Source organism: Vagococcus sp. QWL-13, from assembly GCF_058683555.1.
The window spans coordinates 207,983-224,416 of the sequence record NZ_CM178746.1 but is presented as its reverse complement, the minus strand read 5'-3'; the positions used below and the strand labels follow the sequence as shown (position 1 = coordinate 224,416).

Here is a 16,434-nt window from a genome sequence, read left to right as displayed (position 1 = left end):
GCGAGAAAAATGGTGGCATTTTTAATTTATTGGTTCAGCATTTTTGTCAGTCTTGCTTGGGTCATCCTTAGTATCGGATTCTCATTGTTTTACCTTGCAAGAAAAGAAAATGGTAACCTGTGGGCTTTTGCCTTCTTTAATCTTCTGGTAATTGTTTTTCTAGCAATTATTCTAGTCGTTTATAAAACTTGGGATTTCGATATCACATTATACAGTTCTGCTATCCGGGCACTGATGATTGCCAACGGAGGCCTGTCAGTGATTCAAGCCATCTTGGGTCGAGTCAAAAAACCACAAGTAGCACACTCATAAAATCAACCCTGCCGGAAGTTTGCTGGCAGGGTTTTTGTTTTTATCTAAGTTTTATCACATATTTCATCCACATGTTAATCATTTGCGAATTTCACAAATCATTCCGTTTTTAAACGCATCCGATAATCCCTTCCATTGTTTCCAGCTGGACTTGACGCAGTCAATTTTCTAGGCTATTATAGAAACAATTAAATTGCCTCATGATGAGGTAGAGGTCGCGATAATCAAGAAGCTTGGTCGAGTTTGAGGGAACGAAGACACTAAGTAGAGGGAAAGTCGCCGAAATGCTTACCAGCCTCTCTGGTAAGTGTTGGGACAGCAGCGAACAACTGCTGGACTGTCTTAGTCTGTGAAGACTAAGTTGCGCTATTTTCGTCAAGCGGAGGAAAATTTGTGCAATCCGAGACCTCGTGAAATTCACGAGGTCTTTTTTTATCAATATTATCCATAGGAGGAAACAAATGAAAAAAAGAATGAAATGGTTGTGTGCTTTCCTGCTGATTTTTTCTGCTGTGACTTGGAGCACCAGCAGTGCGTCAGCAGAAAATAGCGATGAAGCTGTGTTTAGAGTAGGAATGGAAGCCGGATACCCCCCGTTTAACTGGACCCAGCAAACAGATAAAAATAATGCTGTACCCATTGACGGACAAAAAGAGTATGCGGGTGGATATGACGTTGAAATCGCAAAAAAAGTCGCCGATGGTTTAGGAAAAGAACTGGTCATCGTGAAAATATCTTGGGACGGCTTGGCTCCTGCACTGACTTCAGGGAAAATTGATGCTATTGTTGCGGGGATGTCCCCGACTGCCGAACGGAAGAAAGCCATTGATTTTTCAGAAGCCTATCACCATGCAGAACTTGTGATGATGGTAAAAAAAGGCTCTCCCTTTGAAGAAGCCAGATCACTAGCCGACTTTGAAGGTGCCAAAATCACCGGTCAGCTGGGGACTCTCCATTACGATGCCATCGACCAAATTCCCGGTGTGCAAAAAGAATTAGCCATGGATGATTTTCCGGCCATGCGCGTAGCACTGGAGTCTGGAGTCATTGATGGTTACGTGTCTGAAAATGTTGAAGGAATCACCGCGAAAAAAATCAATCCAAATTTCGTCATGGTGCAATTTGCTGAAGGGAAAGGTTTCGAACTGTCGGAAGCCGATTCGACTGTTGCCATAGGATTAAGAAAAGGAAGCCCGCTGACTGAACCGATTAATGAGATTTTGGGAAATATTTCCAGAGAACAACGGGAAGAAATCATGGCTACTGCAATTGGGCAACAACCCGGAGCCGAGGACGAGGCTACCGGAGGGTTTTTCTTTTGGGTCAAAAAAATCGTGGAAGAAAACGGCGTGATGTTCGTACGGGGAGCCGGAATGACTTTGCTTATCTCACTAATCGGAACGATTTTAGGCACAGCGATTGGGATGGCTATCGGGATGTTCAGAACGATTCCAACCCCTAAAAAAGCTGGTAAAAGAGGGATATTCAACTTTCTGAATGCTTTATTCTCTGTGTATATCGAAATCTTCCGCGGAACACCGATGATCGTACAGTCAATGGTCATCTACTATGGTGTGGCACAAGCATTCGGTATCAATATCAATCGTACAATTGCTGCAATTTTTATCGTGTCAATCAATACGGGCGCTTATATGACTGAAATCGTCCGCGGCGGAATTTTTGCTGTGGATAAGGGGCAGTTTGAAGCGGCACAAGCCATCGGGATGACCCACTTTCAAACGATGCGGCACATTGTTGTTCCCCAAGTCATCCGTAATATTTTACCGGCGACAGGCAATGAATTTGTCATCAACATCAAAGATACTTCTGTTTTGAACGTGATTGCCGTTTCAGAATTGTTTTTCCAGGCAAAAACCGTTTCTGGGGCAAACTTTAGATTTTTCGAAACTTTCTCTGTCGTTTGTGTCATATATTTTGTCATGACCTTCGCTGTGACCCAAATCTTGCGTCGTATTGAGAAAAAGCTGGACGGTCCCGGTCATTACGAACCCTATGGAAATCAGATGCAAGTTCAAAAGCCAAAAACCACTGACTAGGAGGGATTTTTGATGGAGAAAATGATTGAGATAAAAGATCTGCATAAAAATTTTGGTGAAAACCATATTTTAAAAGGTGTCAATTTAACCATTCATAAAGGAGAAGTTGTGACAGTCATCGGCTCATCGGGCTCGGGCAAGTCCACACTTCTACGCTGTATCAATATGTTGGAAGAACCTACCAGCGGTGATATTTTATTTAAAGGAGAAAGTGTTATGTCGGAAGACTGCTCACTTTCTCAATTACGCACACATCTGGGGATGGTTTTTCAACAGTTTAATTTGTTCGAAAATAAAAATGCTTTGCAAAATTGTGTGATTGGGCAAGTCCAAGTCTTGAAACGATCGCAAAAAGAAGCAGAAAAAATCGCAATGGAAAATCTTCGTAAAGTAGGCATGGGAGAATTCCAAAACGCCAGCCCTAAACAACTGTCAGGCGGACAAAAACAGCGGGTCGCTATCGCACGAGCACTCTCGATGAATCCGGACTGCCTGCTTTTTGATGAACCCACTTCTGCCTTAGACCCTGAAATGGTAGGTGAAGTTTTGAAAACTATTCGCGAGTTGGCAGCAGAAGGTCTGACGATGGTCGTCGTCACTCACGAAATGGGATTTGCCAAAGATGTCTCCGACCGGGTTGTTTTTATGGACCAAGGCGTGATTGCAGAAGAAAATACGCCGGAGAACATTTTTAACCATCCTAAAGAATTACGGACAAAAGAATTTTTAAAACGGATTTTAGAACAACATTGATACTTATACCCATCTTGTGGACAATGTGGATAACTTTGTGGAAAGTTGTCCACTTTTTTTTAGCTTTATCCCTTTGTTTCTAAGAGTTATTAACAAAATCATAAAGTTGTTAACAATTTTATGTGGATAACTTCATAAAATTACTTGATTTTCACTTTTTATTGAATTTTAAGTTCTAGTTAAAATCTCAAATTCAAATTGTTTTTTTTGAAAAAATAGGTATACTAATGGGCAGAAAGTTTTTTAATGTCAGTAACTGAAAGGATCTTAATATGAATTGGTATGAACTAATTAAAGCAATTATTTTAGGTGTAGTCGAAGGGGTGACCGAATGGCTGCCTATCAGCAGTACCGGACATTTGATTTTAGTGCAGGAATTTATGCAACTGGATGCCCGGCCCGAATTTATCGAAATGTTTAATGTGGTGGTCCAGTTGGGAGCGATTCTCGCGGTAGTTATTCTATATTTCCACAAGTTGAACCCTTTTTCTCCTAAAAAAACAACTGCAGAAAAAAAAGACACATGGGATTTATGGTTTAAAGTTATTGTCGGGTGTATCCCTGCCGGTGTTTTGGGACTGCTTTTTGATGACTGGTTTGATGAACATTTCCACAAATTTTTACCGATTGCCATCATGTTGATTTTATACGGTGTCTTATTCATCATTGTGGAAAACTTCAATAAAAATCGTGAACCAAAAATCACCAGCTTTAAAACATTTACTTATCAGACCGCTATTATCATCGGATTGTTCCAGGTGTTGTCATTAATGCCCGGAACTTCCCGCTCGGGAGCCACCATCATCGGAGCACTGCTTATTGGAACCTCCCGTTATGTAGCAGCGGAATTTTCATTCTTCCTCAGTATTCCCGTGATGTTCGGAGCTAGCGGTTACAAGCTTCTCAAGTTTTTTAAGGCAGGAGGAAATTTCATAGAAGGAGAACTGACCTTCTTGTTGGTAGGTTCTTTCGTAGCCTTTATTGTTTCCATCATAGCTATCAAGTTTTTGATGAATTTTATCAAAACCAACGATTTCAAACCTTTCGGCTGGTATCGGATTATCTTAGGTGCTATTTTGATTGGTTACTGGGGATTGTTTATGTAAAAAGAAAAACTATCTGTTCTGGAAAGGAATAGATAGTTTTTTCTATCCTGCCGATATGATTTTATGTCAGTGTTATTCGCCATAATTTCTGATTCTAATTTTAGATATTGATAGCTCACACGACTTCATCTGATATCTTTTTGACTTGTACGGACATTTAATCTATAATTTTCTGTAAACATACAGAATAAAGGTGAATTATCATGGCAAAAGCCAAATACCAATTGATTGCGGATGAAATTCGTTCAAAAATATTAGCAAAAGAATATAATGTCGGCGATGTTATCCCGCCGGAAACACAACTTCAAAAAGATTTCAACGTCAGCCGCCATACCGTCAGACAGGCGATTGCCCTGTTGGTAAATGAAGGACATCTGAAAGCAGAGAAAGGCTCAGGGACCTACGTCCAAATGCCTGCCCTCCAGACCTTAAACGGCGCACAAAAAAAAATCGGTGTCATTACCACCTACCTGTCAGATTATATTTTCCCCTCCATCATTCGTGGGATTGAGCAAGAACTAAGGGAAAATAATTATGGTCTTTTGTTGGCAAGTACAAACAATGATTTGTCCACAGAAAGAAGATGTCTGGAGATGATGATGCATCAAGGTGTGTCAGGACTGATTGTTGAGCCGACTAAAAGCAATGAATACAATCCTAACCTTTCTTACTATGTATCACTAAAAGAAAGAGAGATTCCAGTACTGATGATTAATGCTTATTATGAAGAACTGGATTTTCCTTTTCTCGTAGTAGATGATGTGGCTTCTGGTTATTTGGCTACTAAACATTTGATTGATCAGGGGCACAAAAAGCTGGCTATGATTACAAAAATCGATGATCTGCAAGGTAAGCTACGGATGAAAGGATTTATCAATGCCCACACAGAGGCAAACCAGTTATTTGAATCAAATTGCATTTACACCTATACAACAGAGACGAAACAGCAAGTGATAGAAACCATCTTGGCAGATTTAAATAGACAGTGCATCTCGGTCACAGGTATCGTTTGTTACAATGACGAAATTGCGAATCAGCTGAGCCAACAGCTGATTCGGAGCGGATTTACTATTCCTAAAGATTTTTCTCTGACTGGAAATGACGACTCCTTCTTGAGCACAGCCGGAGAAATCGCCCTGACGACTGTTTCCCATCCAAAAGAACAATTGGGGGCTGAAGCTGCACAAGCTATGATTAAAAAAATCGAACAGCAAAAACCTTTGGAAAATAAAACGTATTCCCCAAAGATTATTGTACGAGACTCCACCCGTAAATTAGTCTGAACAAAAACATATAAAAAATTGACATGTACGGACATATATTTTATAATTCTTCTTATAGAACCCATTTTTATGGACTATGAGAAGTTTTTTTGTATATAAGGAAATATGGAAAGGAGATTATTTCAGTGACAATCAAACAAACAACTATTGACGAAATCAACCATGGCAAAACGTTTCTAGGCATTGAGCTAGGTTCCACGAGAATCAAAGCAGTATTGATCGACTCCCAGTATGCCCCCATCGTCTCCGGCAATCACGACTGGGAAAATAAACTGGTAGATGGTTTTTGGACCTACTCTATTGAAGATATTTGGAAAGGGTTACAAAATTGCTACGCTGACCTGAATAAAAATGTTCAAGCACTTACGGGGGAACCTCTCCGTCAGGTCGGCTCCATTGGATTCAGTGCCATGATGCATGGTTATTTGGCTTTTGACTCCCACGATCAGCTGCTGGTTCCTTTTAGAACTTGGCGTAATTCCAATACCGGTAAATCAGCTGAAAAACTAACAAAGCTTTTTGACTATAATATTCCTCAACGTTGGAGTATTGCCCATTTGTATCAGGCAATTTTAGATAATGAACCCCATGTGAAAGACGTTAATTTCTTTACAACTTTAGCAGGTTATCTGCACTGGCAACTAACTGGTGAAAAAGTGCTAGGTGTGGGGGAAGCTTCTGGGATGTTCCCTATTGATCCAAATACTGCCGCTTACGACGCAAAAATGATTCAGCAATTCAATGAGCTGACAGCCCCTGTTGGTTTTGACTGGAAGCTAGAAAATATCCTCCCTGAAATCAAACTGGCAGGTGAACAGGCTGGAAAGCTTTCTGAAGCTGGTGCAAAATTACTAGATGTGAGTGGTCATCTCCAAGCTGGTATCCCACTTTGTCCGCCAGAAGGTGATGCGGGGACCGGTATGACCGCCACAAATAGCGTAGCTAAACGGACAGGAAACGTCTCGGCTGGTACTTCTGTTTTCGCCATGATTGTTTTGGAAAAAGAGCTAGAGAAAGTCCATCCGGAAATTGATCTAGTCACCACACCTGACGGCAAATTAGTCGCCATGGTCCATGCAAATAATTGTTCATCAGATATCAACAGCTGGGTAAAGCTATTTGCTGAATTACTTGAGAGTCTTGGTATGCCTGTTGATACTGGCACCCTATTCGAAACGTTGTTTAAAAAAGCTCTGGAAGGGGAAGCGGATGGCGGAGGATTGCTTTCCTATGGATACTACTCTGGAGAAAACATTACCGAGTTTGCAGAAGGTCGGCCTCTATTCGTCCATGGACCAGATGACAACTTTAATCTCGCTAATTTTATGAGAACCCACTTAATGTCTGCTCTTGGTGCACTGAAAATTGGTATGGACATTTTAGTTAATGAAGAAGACGTGCACGTAGATGAAATCCTCGGTCACGGCGGCTTCTTTAAAACAGAAGAAGTTGGACAAAGAATGATGGCTGCTGCTATGAACACAACTGTCTCTGTGATGGAAACTGCTGGTGAAGGCGGCGCATGGGGAATGGCTCTATTGGCTGCTTACATGATACAAAAAGTCTCTGACCAAGAATTGCCCGAATTTTTGAGCAAACAAGTTTTTGCGGACAATCTTGCCAAAAGTCTAGCCCCGGACTCAGAAGATATCGCAGGTTTCGAAGCCTTTATCAACCGGTATAAAAAAGGCCTGCCTATCGAAAGAGCTGCCGTAGAGCATTTGATTTAATGATAATTTCAAAAAATTCAAAGGAGTGGATAGTGTGTTAGAAAAGCTGAAGGAAGAAGTTTTCCTCGCCAACTTAGAGCTGCCCAAACAAAGCCTAATCAAATACACATGGGGAAATGTCAGTGCTGTAGACAGGGCACAACAATTATTTGTCATCAAGCCCAGCGGTGTCAGCTACGAAACAATGACTGCCGAAGACATGGTCGTGTGTGATTTTGAGGGAAATGTGGTTGAAGGGAAGTTGAACCCCTCCTCAGATACCCCTACCCATGCGGTCCTCTACAAACATTTCGAGGACATCGGCGGTATCGTCCATACTCATTCCCAATGGGCAACTGCTTGGGCACAGGCTGGATTAGACGTTTCTGCCATGGGCACTACCCATGCTGATACATTCTATGGTGCCGTTCCTTGTGCCAGATTTTTGACACCGGAAGAAGTTGAACAGGGATATGAAAAAGAAACTGGACATGTGATCGTCAAAACATTCTCTGAACGCAGACTTGATCCCCTAGAAGTCCCAGGTGTTCTCTTGCACGGACACGCCCCATTCACTTGGGGAAAATCAGCTGATGAAGCGGTGATGAATGCCGTTGTCTTGGACGAAATTTGTAAAATGAACTTTTATACTAGACAGCTTAATTCCTATGCGGAAGAGCTACCTCAATATATCTTGGACAAACATTATTTGCGCAAACACGGAAAAGATGCTTATTACGGTCAAAAATAAAACTAATTAGGAGTGGTAGAACATGTTAACAGAAAAAAAAGAATTTTGGTTTGTGGTAGGTTCCCAGCATTTGTACGGTGAAGAAGCGTTAAACGAAGTTAAAAAGCATGCGGAAGAAATGACTGCTGAATTGAACAACTCCGGAAAACTGCCTTACCCGGTCGTCCTTCAGGAACTGGCTGTTTCAGCGGATGCAATTACAAGCATTATGAAAGAAATAAACTATCAAGACAAAGTCGCCGGAGTTATCACTTGGATGCACACTTTCTCTCCTGCCAAAATGTGGATTCGTGGAACAAAGTTGCTTCAAAAACCTTTGTTGCACTTAGCCACACAATACAATGAAAATATCCCTTGGGAAACCATCGATATGGACTTCATGAATCTGAATCAAGCAGCTCATGGCGACCGTGAATATGGCTTTATCAATGCCCGCCTGAACAAACAAAACAAAATCGTTGTCGGCTACTGGAAACGTCCTGAAGTACAAGAACAAATTGCAGAATGGATGGATGTGGCAGTTGCTTTCAATGAAAGTTTCAACATCAAAGTCGCCCGTTTCGGAGATAACATGCGTAATGTAGGTGTCACTGAAGGAGATAAAGTCGAAGCTCAAATCCAATTCGGCTGGACAGTGGATTACTTCGGCATCGGCGATCTTGTCCAATATATCGACGCTGTGTCCGATGAAGATGTGGAAAAATTATTTGTAGAATATAAGGAACTTTATGATTTTGATTACGGGGACTACGACCAAGCTCTTTGGGAAAATCATGTAAAAGTCCAAGCAAAACAAGAAATCGGTCTCAAACGTTTCCTTGATGCCGGCGGTTATAATGCCTTTACGACAAACTTTGAAGACTTGTACGGCATGCAACAGCTGCCAGGATTAGCTGTCCAACGTTTAATGGCCCAAGGTATCGGATTTGCCGGAGAAGGAGATTGGAAAACAGCCGCTCTGGATCGTTTGATGAAAGTCATGGCCCATAATCAAAATACCGGATTTATGGAAGATTATACTTATGAACTGGCAGCCGGCAAAGAGGCTATTCTGCAATCCCACATGTTGGAAGTAGACCCTACCCTTGCTGTAAACAAGCCAAAAATCGTTGTTGCTCCGCTTTCCATGGGAGATCGGGAAGACCCTGCCCGCTTAGTTTTTGACGGGAAAGCCGGTGAAGGAGTAGTCGTTTCCATGGCTGACTTCGGTACACACTATAAGCTTTTGATCAACGAGGTCACGGCCTTTGAACCGACTGTACCAGCACCAAAACTTCCAGTGGCAAGAGTGCTGTGGGAAGTCAAACCTAATTTCCAAGAGGGAGTCCATGCATGGATTCAAGCTGGCGGCGGTCATCATACCGTCGTTTCCCTGAACTTAACCACCGACCAGATTATTTCATGGGCAAAATTAGTCGGCTTGGAATATGTGGTAATCAAGTAATTTATATAACTCAACGTTTAAACTATTATTTTTCATCTGATAACATTTAAAGTTAACCAGCGAAAATTGCCTCCATATAGATGATTTGTCCCCTTCTATATGGAGGTTTCATCATTCTGCAACATCATGCTAAAACGCCGACAGGACTTGACTCCCGTTGTAATGTGAAAACAGGTTTTTGCGGATTATAAACATATCTGCGAAACATCTCACCAATGGTTCAGTATACTCAGTTAAAGTAGCCTTATGAATTGTGAAAATCCAACAACAGACAGTTAATTGTCAAACCTCTGTTTTGTCGGCTAGAAACATCCCTTTTTGTGCCTTGTAATTTAATTCAAATAATGACAAAATGATAGCGAGGTGATATTAATGAAAATTTCAAAAAAAGAGTTTGAAGCAAACGCAACATTGTATACGCTGGAAAATGATCATAACGTCAAGTTGATGGCTACTGATCTGGGAGCCAGAATCGTAAAATGGCTCGTTCCCCAGACGGAAAAAACTGTAAACATCGTTCTTGGTTTTGATAAGGGCGAAGACTATCAAACTATTGATACTTATCTGGGTTCCACTATCGGACGTGTAGCCGGACGAATCACAAAGGGAAAATTTGAAATCAATGAAACAAAGTACCAAGTAACTACACAACCTGCCCAAAATGACAACACTCTGCATGGCGGTCCTGACAGTTTTGAAACAAAATTGTGGCAAGCTGAAACTGTTGTAGGCAGTGATTATGCCCAAGTGATTTTCAACTATCGAAGTCCTGATGGCGAAAATGGTTTCCCGGGCAACATGGATATCACTGTCACATACACATTAAATAATGCGAACGAATGGCGGATTGATTACAAGGCTACCACAGATAAAGCAACGTTATTCAATCCGACGAATCACGTTTACTTTAATCTGACTGATGATCACGAACAAACCCTGCATCAGCATAAGATGCAGCTGGCTTCTGACAGCTTTGCGGTCATCAATGATGATGTCACCGTGACAGGAGAACTGCGGGCAGTGGCAGGGACACCTTTTGATTTTAGGGAAATTCAGCCCTTAGCTCAAATCTATGAGTCAGACTATTCTCAAAACACTGTAGTCGGCGGTTTAGATCATCCTTTCGTATTAAATAAAGAGGCAGCTGTGCAAGCAAAATTAATCAGTCCTGATGAAAAAATCAGCGTGGAAATGACAACGACTGAACCTGCTGTGGTCATCTTCTCCGGGAATTTCGGACCGGAAGTATCAGGTGTAAAAAAAGTTAAAAACTTCACTGGGATTACATTAGAAACTCAAGAACTGCCGGGTGCTGTGGAGTTCGAAAACTTTGGAGACATCGTCCTGCGACCAGAGAACACTTTCACATCAACAACAACTTTCAAAGTTAACTTTTAGCACTGAATCATTTAAACGTTTAGATACAGTAAATACTTTTAACTGACAATTTAAAACTCCCGCGGCATCGTTTTAATCTTGCGATGCTGCGGGAGTTTTTGATGAATGTGAAGGGAAAAAAATATAATCACTATACTATATACCGTAAAAAAATCTTATGCCCTGAAATAACTTTCACTCTGCACAAACCTGCTTACACCTTTTGCTGCTTCATTACAAAAACATCTGAACATTATTAGATTTCCTTAATAAACTTCCGCCGTTTTTGTAAGCGTATACTTATCGTTGTATACTTAAAATGATTCAGCAAAAGAAGGGGGACATAATTATGACACAGCCGCATGTAAACTCCAGTCTGGAAACATTTTTAGATCAATCACTAAGCGATTTGAAAGCCAAGGGACTGTTCTCTGATATTGACGTTCTTGACCAAGCCAACGGTCCTATAATTTCAATCAACGGACAAAAGAAAATCAATTTAGCCTCCAATAACTATTTGGGCTTTGCCACCCATCCCCAGTTGATAGAAGCCAGCGAAAAGGCAACTGAAAAATACGGGGTGGGAGCGGGAGCGGTCAGAACCATCAACGGTACTATGAAAATCCATCAAGAGTTAGAAGATAGACTGGCCAAATTCAAAGGAACAGAAGCCGCTATCGCTTTCCAGTCCGGTTTTAATTGTAATATGGGGGCCATTTCAGCTGTTATGAATAAAAATGATGCGATTTTATCCGATGAGTTAAATCATGCGTCCATCATCGACGGCTGTCGGCTCTCCGGTGCCAGAATCATCCGCGTCAAACATTCAGACATGCGGGACTTGGAAGAACACGCACAAGAAGCACGTGAGAGCGGACTTTTCGAAAAAATCATGTTCATCACAGACGGGGTTTTTTCCATGGATGGAGATATTGCCAAATTGAATGACATCGTTAAAATAGCAGAGAAATATGATTTGATTTTATACGTTGATGATGCCCATGGTTCAGGAATTCTGGGAGGCGGTGCCGGAACCGTTAAGTCCTTTGGATTGTCAGACAAGATTGATTTCCAGATGGGGACGTTATCCAAAGCTATCGGAGTCGTAGGCGGTTATGTCGCAGGTTCGCAAAAATTGATTACTTGGCTGAAATCACAGGCCCGTCCATTTTTATTTTCCACGTCACTGACACCCGGAGCTGCCGGTGCTGTAATCAAAGCCATTGATTTGATGGAACAAGACACCAGTTATGTAGATAAATTGTGGGAAAATGCCCGTTACTTCAAAAAAGAACTCCAGCGTATCGGTTTTGATATCGGCCAGTCTGAAACACCGATTACTCCTGTGATTCTTGGCGATGAAAAATTAACTCAATCATTTGCCGCAAACTTGATTACACATGGCGTGTACGTCAAACCCATTGTCTTCCCAACGGTCCCTTTAGGTGCCGGGCGCGTCCGCAATATGCCGACAGCCGCACATACGAAAGAGATGTTGGATGAAGCGATACAGATATACAAAAAAGTCGGCAAAGAAATGAATCTGATTTGATTTAAGAAGCGGAAGGAAGAAGCCTATGAAAAAAATTTTTGTTACCGGCAGTCTTGGGCAAATCGGTTCAGAATTAATCATTCAATTACGCCAGCTTTACGGGGTAGAGAATGTACTGGCCACCGATATTAGAGAAGACAGGGGCAATGCTGTTTGTACGGAAGGGTATTTTGCACCGTTAGATGTCTTAGATGAGGAAAAAATGGGCAGACTGGTCCGTGGTTTTCAGGCAGATACTATCATTCATCTGGCCTCGCTGTTGTCTTCTGTTGCAGAAGACCGCCCCCTAGATGCTTGGAAAATCAACATGGAGGGGTTGATTAACGCACTGGAAGTTTCCCGCAAAACTGCCGTGAGCTTTTTCACTCCCAGTTCCATTGGCGCTTTTGGTCCTAACACTCCTAAAGAAAATACACCCCAAGACACGTTGCAGCGTCCCACCACGATGTATGGTATCACAAAAGTAGCGGGGGAATTGTTGTGTGATTATTATTATTCGAAATATGCTGTGGATACCCGCGGGGTGAGATTCCCGGGGTTGATTTCTTACGAAACGCCACCCGGAGGCGGCACCACAGACTATGCAGTAGAAATTTTCTACGAAGCCATTAAATACGGACACTATATCTGTCCCATCAAGGCTGGTACCTACATGGATATGATGTATATGCCTGATGCCATTCAGGCCATCATTCAACTAATGGAAGCTGATCCTAAAAAACTGGTTCACCGCAATGCCTTTAATATTTCCAGTATGGCCGTTGACCCTGAAGCAATCAAACATGCCATTCAAAAATTTCTGCCTGAGTTTACTATGGATTACCAAATAGATAAAAAGCTTCAAGAGATTGCTGAATCATGGCCGGACCAACTGGATTGCCAAGCGGCACGAAAAGAATGGTCCTTCACACCTTTCTATGATCTGGAAACCATGACACAAGAAATGCTGGAAAAATTAAACGAGAAACTGATACTTGCCGATTTGATAAAGTATTGAGTTTAAAAAAATAACCCCCACTGAAATCAAAAATAATTTCAGTGGGAGTTATTTCGCTGGATTACTTTTCAAACAATACTTTATATTCCCCGTACCCTTCTTTATCCAAGTCTGCCACAGGAATAAACCTCAATGCCGCCCCATTGATACAATAACGCAAACCGCCAGCATCCACAGGTCCGTCAGGAAACACATGGCCCAAATGGGAGTCGGCCTTGGCACTTCTAACCTCTACGCGGGCACGATTCAAAGTAAAATCGTCTAATTCTTTCAACGTAGCAATCGGCTTAGTAAAAGACGGCCAACCACAGCCCGCATCATACTTATCCAAAGAGCTGAACAAAGGTTCACCGCCCACGATATCCACATAGATACCTTCTTCATCAAATTGGTCATACTCGCTGGAATAAGGTCTTTCCGTTCCACTTTCTTGGGTGACTTGATATTGTAACGGTGTCAATATTTTCCTTAATTCTTTTTCAGATTTTTTCATAGTATACACTCCCCTTCTTAAAACTCTCGCAATAACTGGTTGACCAAGCCTACCGGAAAACCCACGATGGCATAAAAATCTCCCTTGATTTCTTTCACAAAAATCGAGGCTCCTCCTTGAATCCCATAGGACCCTGATTTATCCATAGGTTCATCTGAGGCAACATAATCCGCCACTTGCTGTTCATCTAAAGGATAAAAAGTAACTTCTGCTGAAGAAAGCCGTACCACTTCTTTTTCTTGCGACAGTATCGCCAAACCGGTCAGCACTTGGTGGGTCCGATTACTATATGACATGAGCATCTGCTTGGCATCTTCGTGATTTTTAGGCTTCCCCAAAATTTTATCACCTAAAACCACCACAGTATCGCAGCCAATCACTGTTGCTTCAGGATTACTTTCAAGAACTGATTTTGCTTTTTCGTACGCCATTTGCTGTACATAGCCGGAGGGTGTCAATCCTTCTGACACTGTTTCATCAATATCTGCCGGAATCACTTGAAACTCGGTTACGATTTTTCTTAATAATTCCTGTCGGCGGGGAGACTGGGAAGCTAAAATCACAGTCATTTTTCATCCTTCTTTCTAGTGTGGGTCTTGAATTCTTTTAAACATCTTTTCCATTTCCATAGTCGTAAAATGAATCAGTACCGGCCGGCCATGGGGACAGTTATAAGGATTCTCACACCGCGACAAATCCGCCAGTAGCTGTCTGGCTTCAATAGCCGACAGATGATGATTAGCCTTGATTGAACGTTTGCAGCTCATCATGATGGCGGTATCTTCTCTAAAAGTCGCCACATCGATTTTGCCTGTCTGAAGAACGATGTCGACCATTTCATGAATAGTCTGCTCCTCTTCCCCTAGAGGATACCATGTGGGATGGGCTCTCACAATGAAGCTATTCGAACCAAACTCCTCCAAATGGATGCCGACTTCTTCTAGTAAATGTCTCTGCTCTTTAAGCTTGATTACATCGCTTTGGGGGTATTCCAGTACGATAGGCAGCAGCAGCTCTTGCAATTCCTCGCCCACATCTCCGATTTTTTTTCGGTAATATTCATACTTGATCCGCTCCTGGGCCGCATGCTGATCTACAATGAACAGTCCTTCTTCATTTTGTGCAAATAAATAGGTCCCGTGCATCTGACCGAAATATTCCAGTTCAGGAAAACTTTTTGCCGTAGTTTCCTGTAATTCTTCCGCTAAATCCAATGCTGTCGGTGTCGCTTCATCAAACGGATTGCCTAATTTATCAAGAGAAACTTGAGCCAAATCCACAATTTTAGTCCCTGTTTCTTCTACCTCCGTCCATTCAGACTTAAAGGCTGTTTTTTCAACCAATACTTTATCTTCCAAAACAGCGGCGGTTTCAGAAACTTGCTCCACATAAAACTTACCTTCCTTGGCATCATAGGCCAAACCTGTTTGAGAAAGTTTAACTCCCGGCTGGCTCTTTTCAAAACTTGGGGAAGCAGAAGGCGGATCCTTCTCCTCGGTCAGTTTCAGTTGTGGTGACAAAGGTTCTTGCGCCTTTTTTTTCTTGAAAAATTGACTCGTGTCCACTTCCGGCACTAAACGCTGCTCTTGAAACACTTGACTGATTCCTTGTTGAATCAACAAAGTCAGTTCTTTTTCTTTGCTCAAACGGACTTCCTGCTTTGTCGGATGGACATTCACATCGACCAGCAAAGGATCCATTTCGATTTGCAGCACGGCAATCGGGAATCTTCCTACCATCAGTTTCGAACCGTAGCCGGCGACAATTGCTTTATTTAATGAATAGTTGCGAATGTAACGTCCATTGATGATTACTGACAAATAATTCCGGCTGGCTCTCGTCAGCTCCGGCAAAGAAACATAACCTGATAGCCGGAAATCTAAATCTTCCTTGCTGACCGACAGCATTTTTTTAGCCGTGGCCAAACCGTAAATACCGGCGATAGCCTGTTTCAGCTCACCGTTTCCGGTGGTGCTCATCATTTGATGACCATCATGGACTAAGCGAAAAGCAACACTGGGATGGCTCATAGCCAGACGGTTGATGATATCCGCAATATTCGATAATTCAGTTTGAAGAGATTTCACATATTTCAAACGGGCAGGGGTATTGTAAAACAGTTCTGAGACGGTTAGATTAGACCCTTTGCGCAAAGAGTCGGGCCGATGTTCTTGAACTTTTCCCCCTTCCAGATAAATAAAACTTCCTTCATCTGTTCCGGTTGAAGTCTCCAATGTCAGTTTCGACACCGAAGCGATACTTGGCAAAGCCTCTCCGCGAAATCCCAATGTCCGAATCCGGAATAAATCATCTTGTGAATGGATTTTACTTGTGGCATGACGCTTAAAAGCATTCAAAACTTCGCTGCTGGCGATTCCTTCGCCGTTATCAATGACTTGAATCTTTTTCATCCCTGATTCTTCCAGAATGATATCAATTTGTGTACTGCCGGCATCAAGGGCATTTTCAACCAGTTCCTTTACCACTGAAGCTGGACGTTCCACCACTTCTCCGGCGGCTATCTGGTTCGCCAATTGTTCTGATAATTCCTGAATTTTTCCCATTCGGACACCTCCTTGTACATAATAGTTATTAATATT

The 16,434-nt window shown here is 42.1% G+C and carries 14 protein-coding genes and 1 riboswitch; of the genes, 11 read left to right on the top strand and 3 right to left on the bottom strand.

Annotated elements, in window-relative coordinates; all coding sequences use genetic code 11:
• The first annotated feature begins 9 nt into the window (after window positions 1–9).
• From AC4PHI_RS01155 to AC4PHI_RS01105, 11 genes are all read left to right on the top strand, one after another.
• A complete protein-coding gene (locus AC4PHI_RS01155) occupies window positions 10–312 on the top strand; it encodes a hypothetical protein (protein ID WP_492200501.1) in 303 nt (100 codons plus the stop codon).
• Between the two features lie 201 nt (window positions 313–513).
• Window positions 514–689, top strand: a riboswitch (Lysine riboswitch).
• An 84-nt stretch (window positions 690–773) separates the two neighbouring features.
• The gene (locus tag AC4PHI_RS01150; RefSeq protein ID WP_492200500.1) at window positions 774–2,369 is read left to right on the top strand and encodes an ABC transporter permease subunit; all 1,596 of its coding nucleotides are present in this window, start codon (window positions 774–776) and stop codon (window positions 2,367–2,369) included.
• Between the two features lie 12 nt (window positions 2,370–2,381).
• Window positions 2,382–3,122 (top strand): amino acid ABC transporter ATP-binding protein, encoded by a 741-nt coding sequence (locus AC4PHI_RS01145; protein WP_492200499.1) that lies wholly within the window; start codon window positions 2,382–2,384, stop codon window positions 3,120–3,122.
• A gap of 272 nt (window positions 3,123–3,394) precedes the next feature.
• The gene (locus AC4PHI_RS01140; RefSeq protein ID WP_492200498.1) at window positions 3,395–4,228 is read left to right on the top strand and encodes an undecaprenyl-diphosphate phosphatase; all 834 of its coding nucleotides are present in this window, start codon (window positions 3,395–3,397) and stop codon (window positions 4,226–4,228) included.
• Between the two features lie 203 nt (window positions 4,229–4,431).
• Window positions 4,432–5,511, top strand: coding sequence for a GntR family transcriptional regulator (locus tag AC4PHI_RS01135; RefSeq protein WP_492200497.1), 1,080 nt, complete (start codon window positions 4,432–4,434; stop codon window positions 5,509–5,511).
• Between the two features lie 119 nt (window positions 5,512–5,630).
• On the top strand, window positions 5,631–7,241 hold the full coding sequence (locus AC4PHI_RS01130) for a xylulokinase (RefSeq protein WP_492201508.1): 1,611 nt from the start codon (window positions 5,631–5,633) through the stop codon (window positions 7,239–7,241).
• Window positions 7,242–7,275: 34 nt separating this feature from the next.
• A complete protein-coding gene (locus tag AC4PHI_RS01125; protein ID WP_492200496.1) occupies window positions 7,276–7,971 on the top strand; it encodes an L-ribulose-5-phosphate 4-epimerase in 696 nt (231 codons plus the stop codon).
• 22 nt (window positions 7,972–7,993) lie between these two features.
• The gene (gene araA / locus AC4PHI_RS01120; protein ID WP_492200495.1) at window positions 7,994–9,415 is read left to right on the top strand and encodes an L-arabinose isomerase; all 1,422 of its coding nucleotides are present in this window, start codon (window positions 7,994–7,996) and stop codon (window positions 9,413–9,415) included.
• 372 nt (window positions 9,416–9,787) lie between these two features.
• Window positions 9,788–10,813: an aldose epimerase family protein gene (locus tag AC4PHI_RS01115; RefSeq protein ID WP_492200494.1), complete on the top strand. Its 1,026-nt coding sequence runs from the start codon at window positions 9,788–9,790 to the stop codon at window positions 10,811–10,813.
• Between the two features lie 328 nt (window positions 10,814–11,141).
• Entirely contained in the window at window positions 11,142–12,344 is a 1,203-nt protein-coding gene (locus tag AC4PHI_RS01110) for a glycine C-acetyltransferase (protein ID WP_492200493.1), read from the top strand.
• A gap of 25 nt (window positions 12,345–12,369) precedes the next feature.
• Entirely contained in the window at window positions 12,370–13,341 is a 972-nt protein-coding gene (locus tag AC4PHI_RS01105) for an NAD-dependent epimerase/dehydratase family protein (RefSeq protein ID WP_492200492.1), read from the top strand.
• 61 nt (window positions 13,342–13,402) lie between these two features.
• Here AC4PHI_RS01105 and msrB read toward each other — a convergent pair whose 3' ends face one another.
• The 3 genes from msrB to mutL are packed head-to-tail and all read right to left on the bottom strand — an operon-like array spanning window position 13,403 to window position 16,398.
• Window positions 13,403–13,834, bottom strand: a complete 432-nt coding sequence (gene msrB, locus AC4PHI_RS01100) for a peptide-methionine (R)-S-oxide reductase MsrB (RefSeq protein WP_492200491.1) — start codon at window positions 13,832–13,834, stop codon at window positions 13,403–13,405.
• A 17-nt stretch (window positions 13,835–13,851) separates the two neighbouring features.
• On the bottom strand, window positions 13,852–14,403 hold the full coding sequence (locus tag AC4PHI_RS01095) for a Maf family protein (protein WP_492200490.1): 552 nt from the start codon (window positions 14,401–14,403) through the stop codon (window positions 13,852–13,854).
• A 15-nt stretch (window positions 14,404–14,418) separates the two neighbouring features.
• The gene (mutL, locus tag AC4PHI_RS01090; RefSeq protein WP_492200489.1) at window positions 14,419–16,398 is read right to left on the bottom strand and encodes a DNA mismatch repair endonuclease MutL; all 1,980 of its coding nucleotides are present in this window, start codon (window positions 16,396–16,398) and stop codon (window positions 14,419–14,421) included.
• Window positions 16,399–16,434: the final 36 nt, after the last annotated feature.

Bases quoted from the DNA above. Each gene is read 5' to 3' on its own strand.
- AC4PHI_RS01135 (WP_492200497.1), top strand. From the start codon at position 4,432: ATGGCAAAAGCCAAATACCAATTGATTGCGGATGAAATTCGTTCAAAA.
- AC4PHI_RS01150 (WP_492200500.1), top strand. From the start codon at position 774: ATGAAAAAAAGAATGAAATGGTTGTGTGCTTTCCTGCTGATTTTTTCT.
- mutL (WP_492200489.1), bottom strand. From the start codon at position 16,398: ATGGGAAAAATTCAGGAATTATCAGAACAATTGGCGAACCAGATAGCC.
- AC4PHI_RS01105 (WP_492200492.1), top strand. From the start codon at position 12,370: ATGAAAAAAATTTTTGTTACCGGCAGTCTTGGGCAAATCGGTTCAGAA.
- msrB (WP_492200491.1), bottom strand. From the start codon at position 13,834: ATGAAAAAATCTGAAAAAGAATTAAGGAAAATATTGACACCGTTACAA.
- AC4PHI_RS01155 (WP_492200501.1), top strand. From the start codon at position 10: ATGGTGGCATTTTTAATTTATTGGTTCAGCATTTTTGTCAGTCTTGCT.
- AC4PHI_RS01110 (WP_492200493.1), top strand. From the start codon at position 11,142: ATGACACAGCCGCATGTAAACTCCAGTCTGGAAACATTTTTAGATCAA.
- AC4PHI_RS01115 (WP_492200494.1), top strand. From the start codon at position 9,788: ATGAAAATTTCAAAAAAAGAGTTTGAAGCAAACGCAACATTGTATACG.
- AC4PHI_RS01095 (WP_492200490.1), bottom strand. From the start codon at position 14,403: ATGACTGTGATTTTAGCTTCCCAGTCTCCCCGCCGACAGGAATTATTA.
- araA (WP_492200495.1), top strand. From the start codon at position 7,994: ATGTTAACAGAAAAAAAAGAATTTTGGTTTGTGGTAGGTTCCCAGCAT.
- AC4PHI_RS01140 (WP_492200498.1), top strand. From the start codon at position 3,395: ATGAATTGGTATGAACTAATTAAAGCAATTATTTTAGGTGTAGTCGAA.
- AC4PHI_RS01145 (WP_492200499.1), top strand. From the start codon at position 2,382: ATGGAGAAAATGATTGAGATAAAAGATCTGCATAAAAATTTTGGTGAA.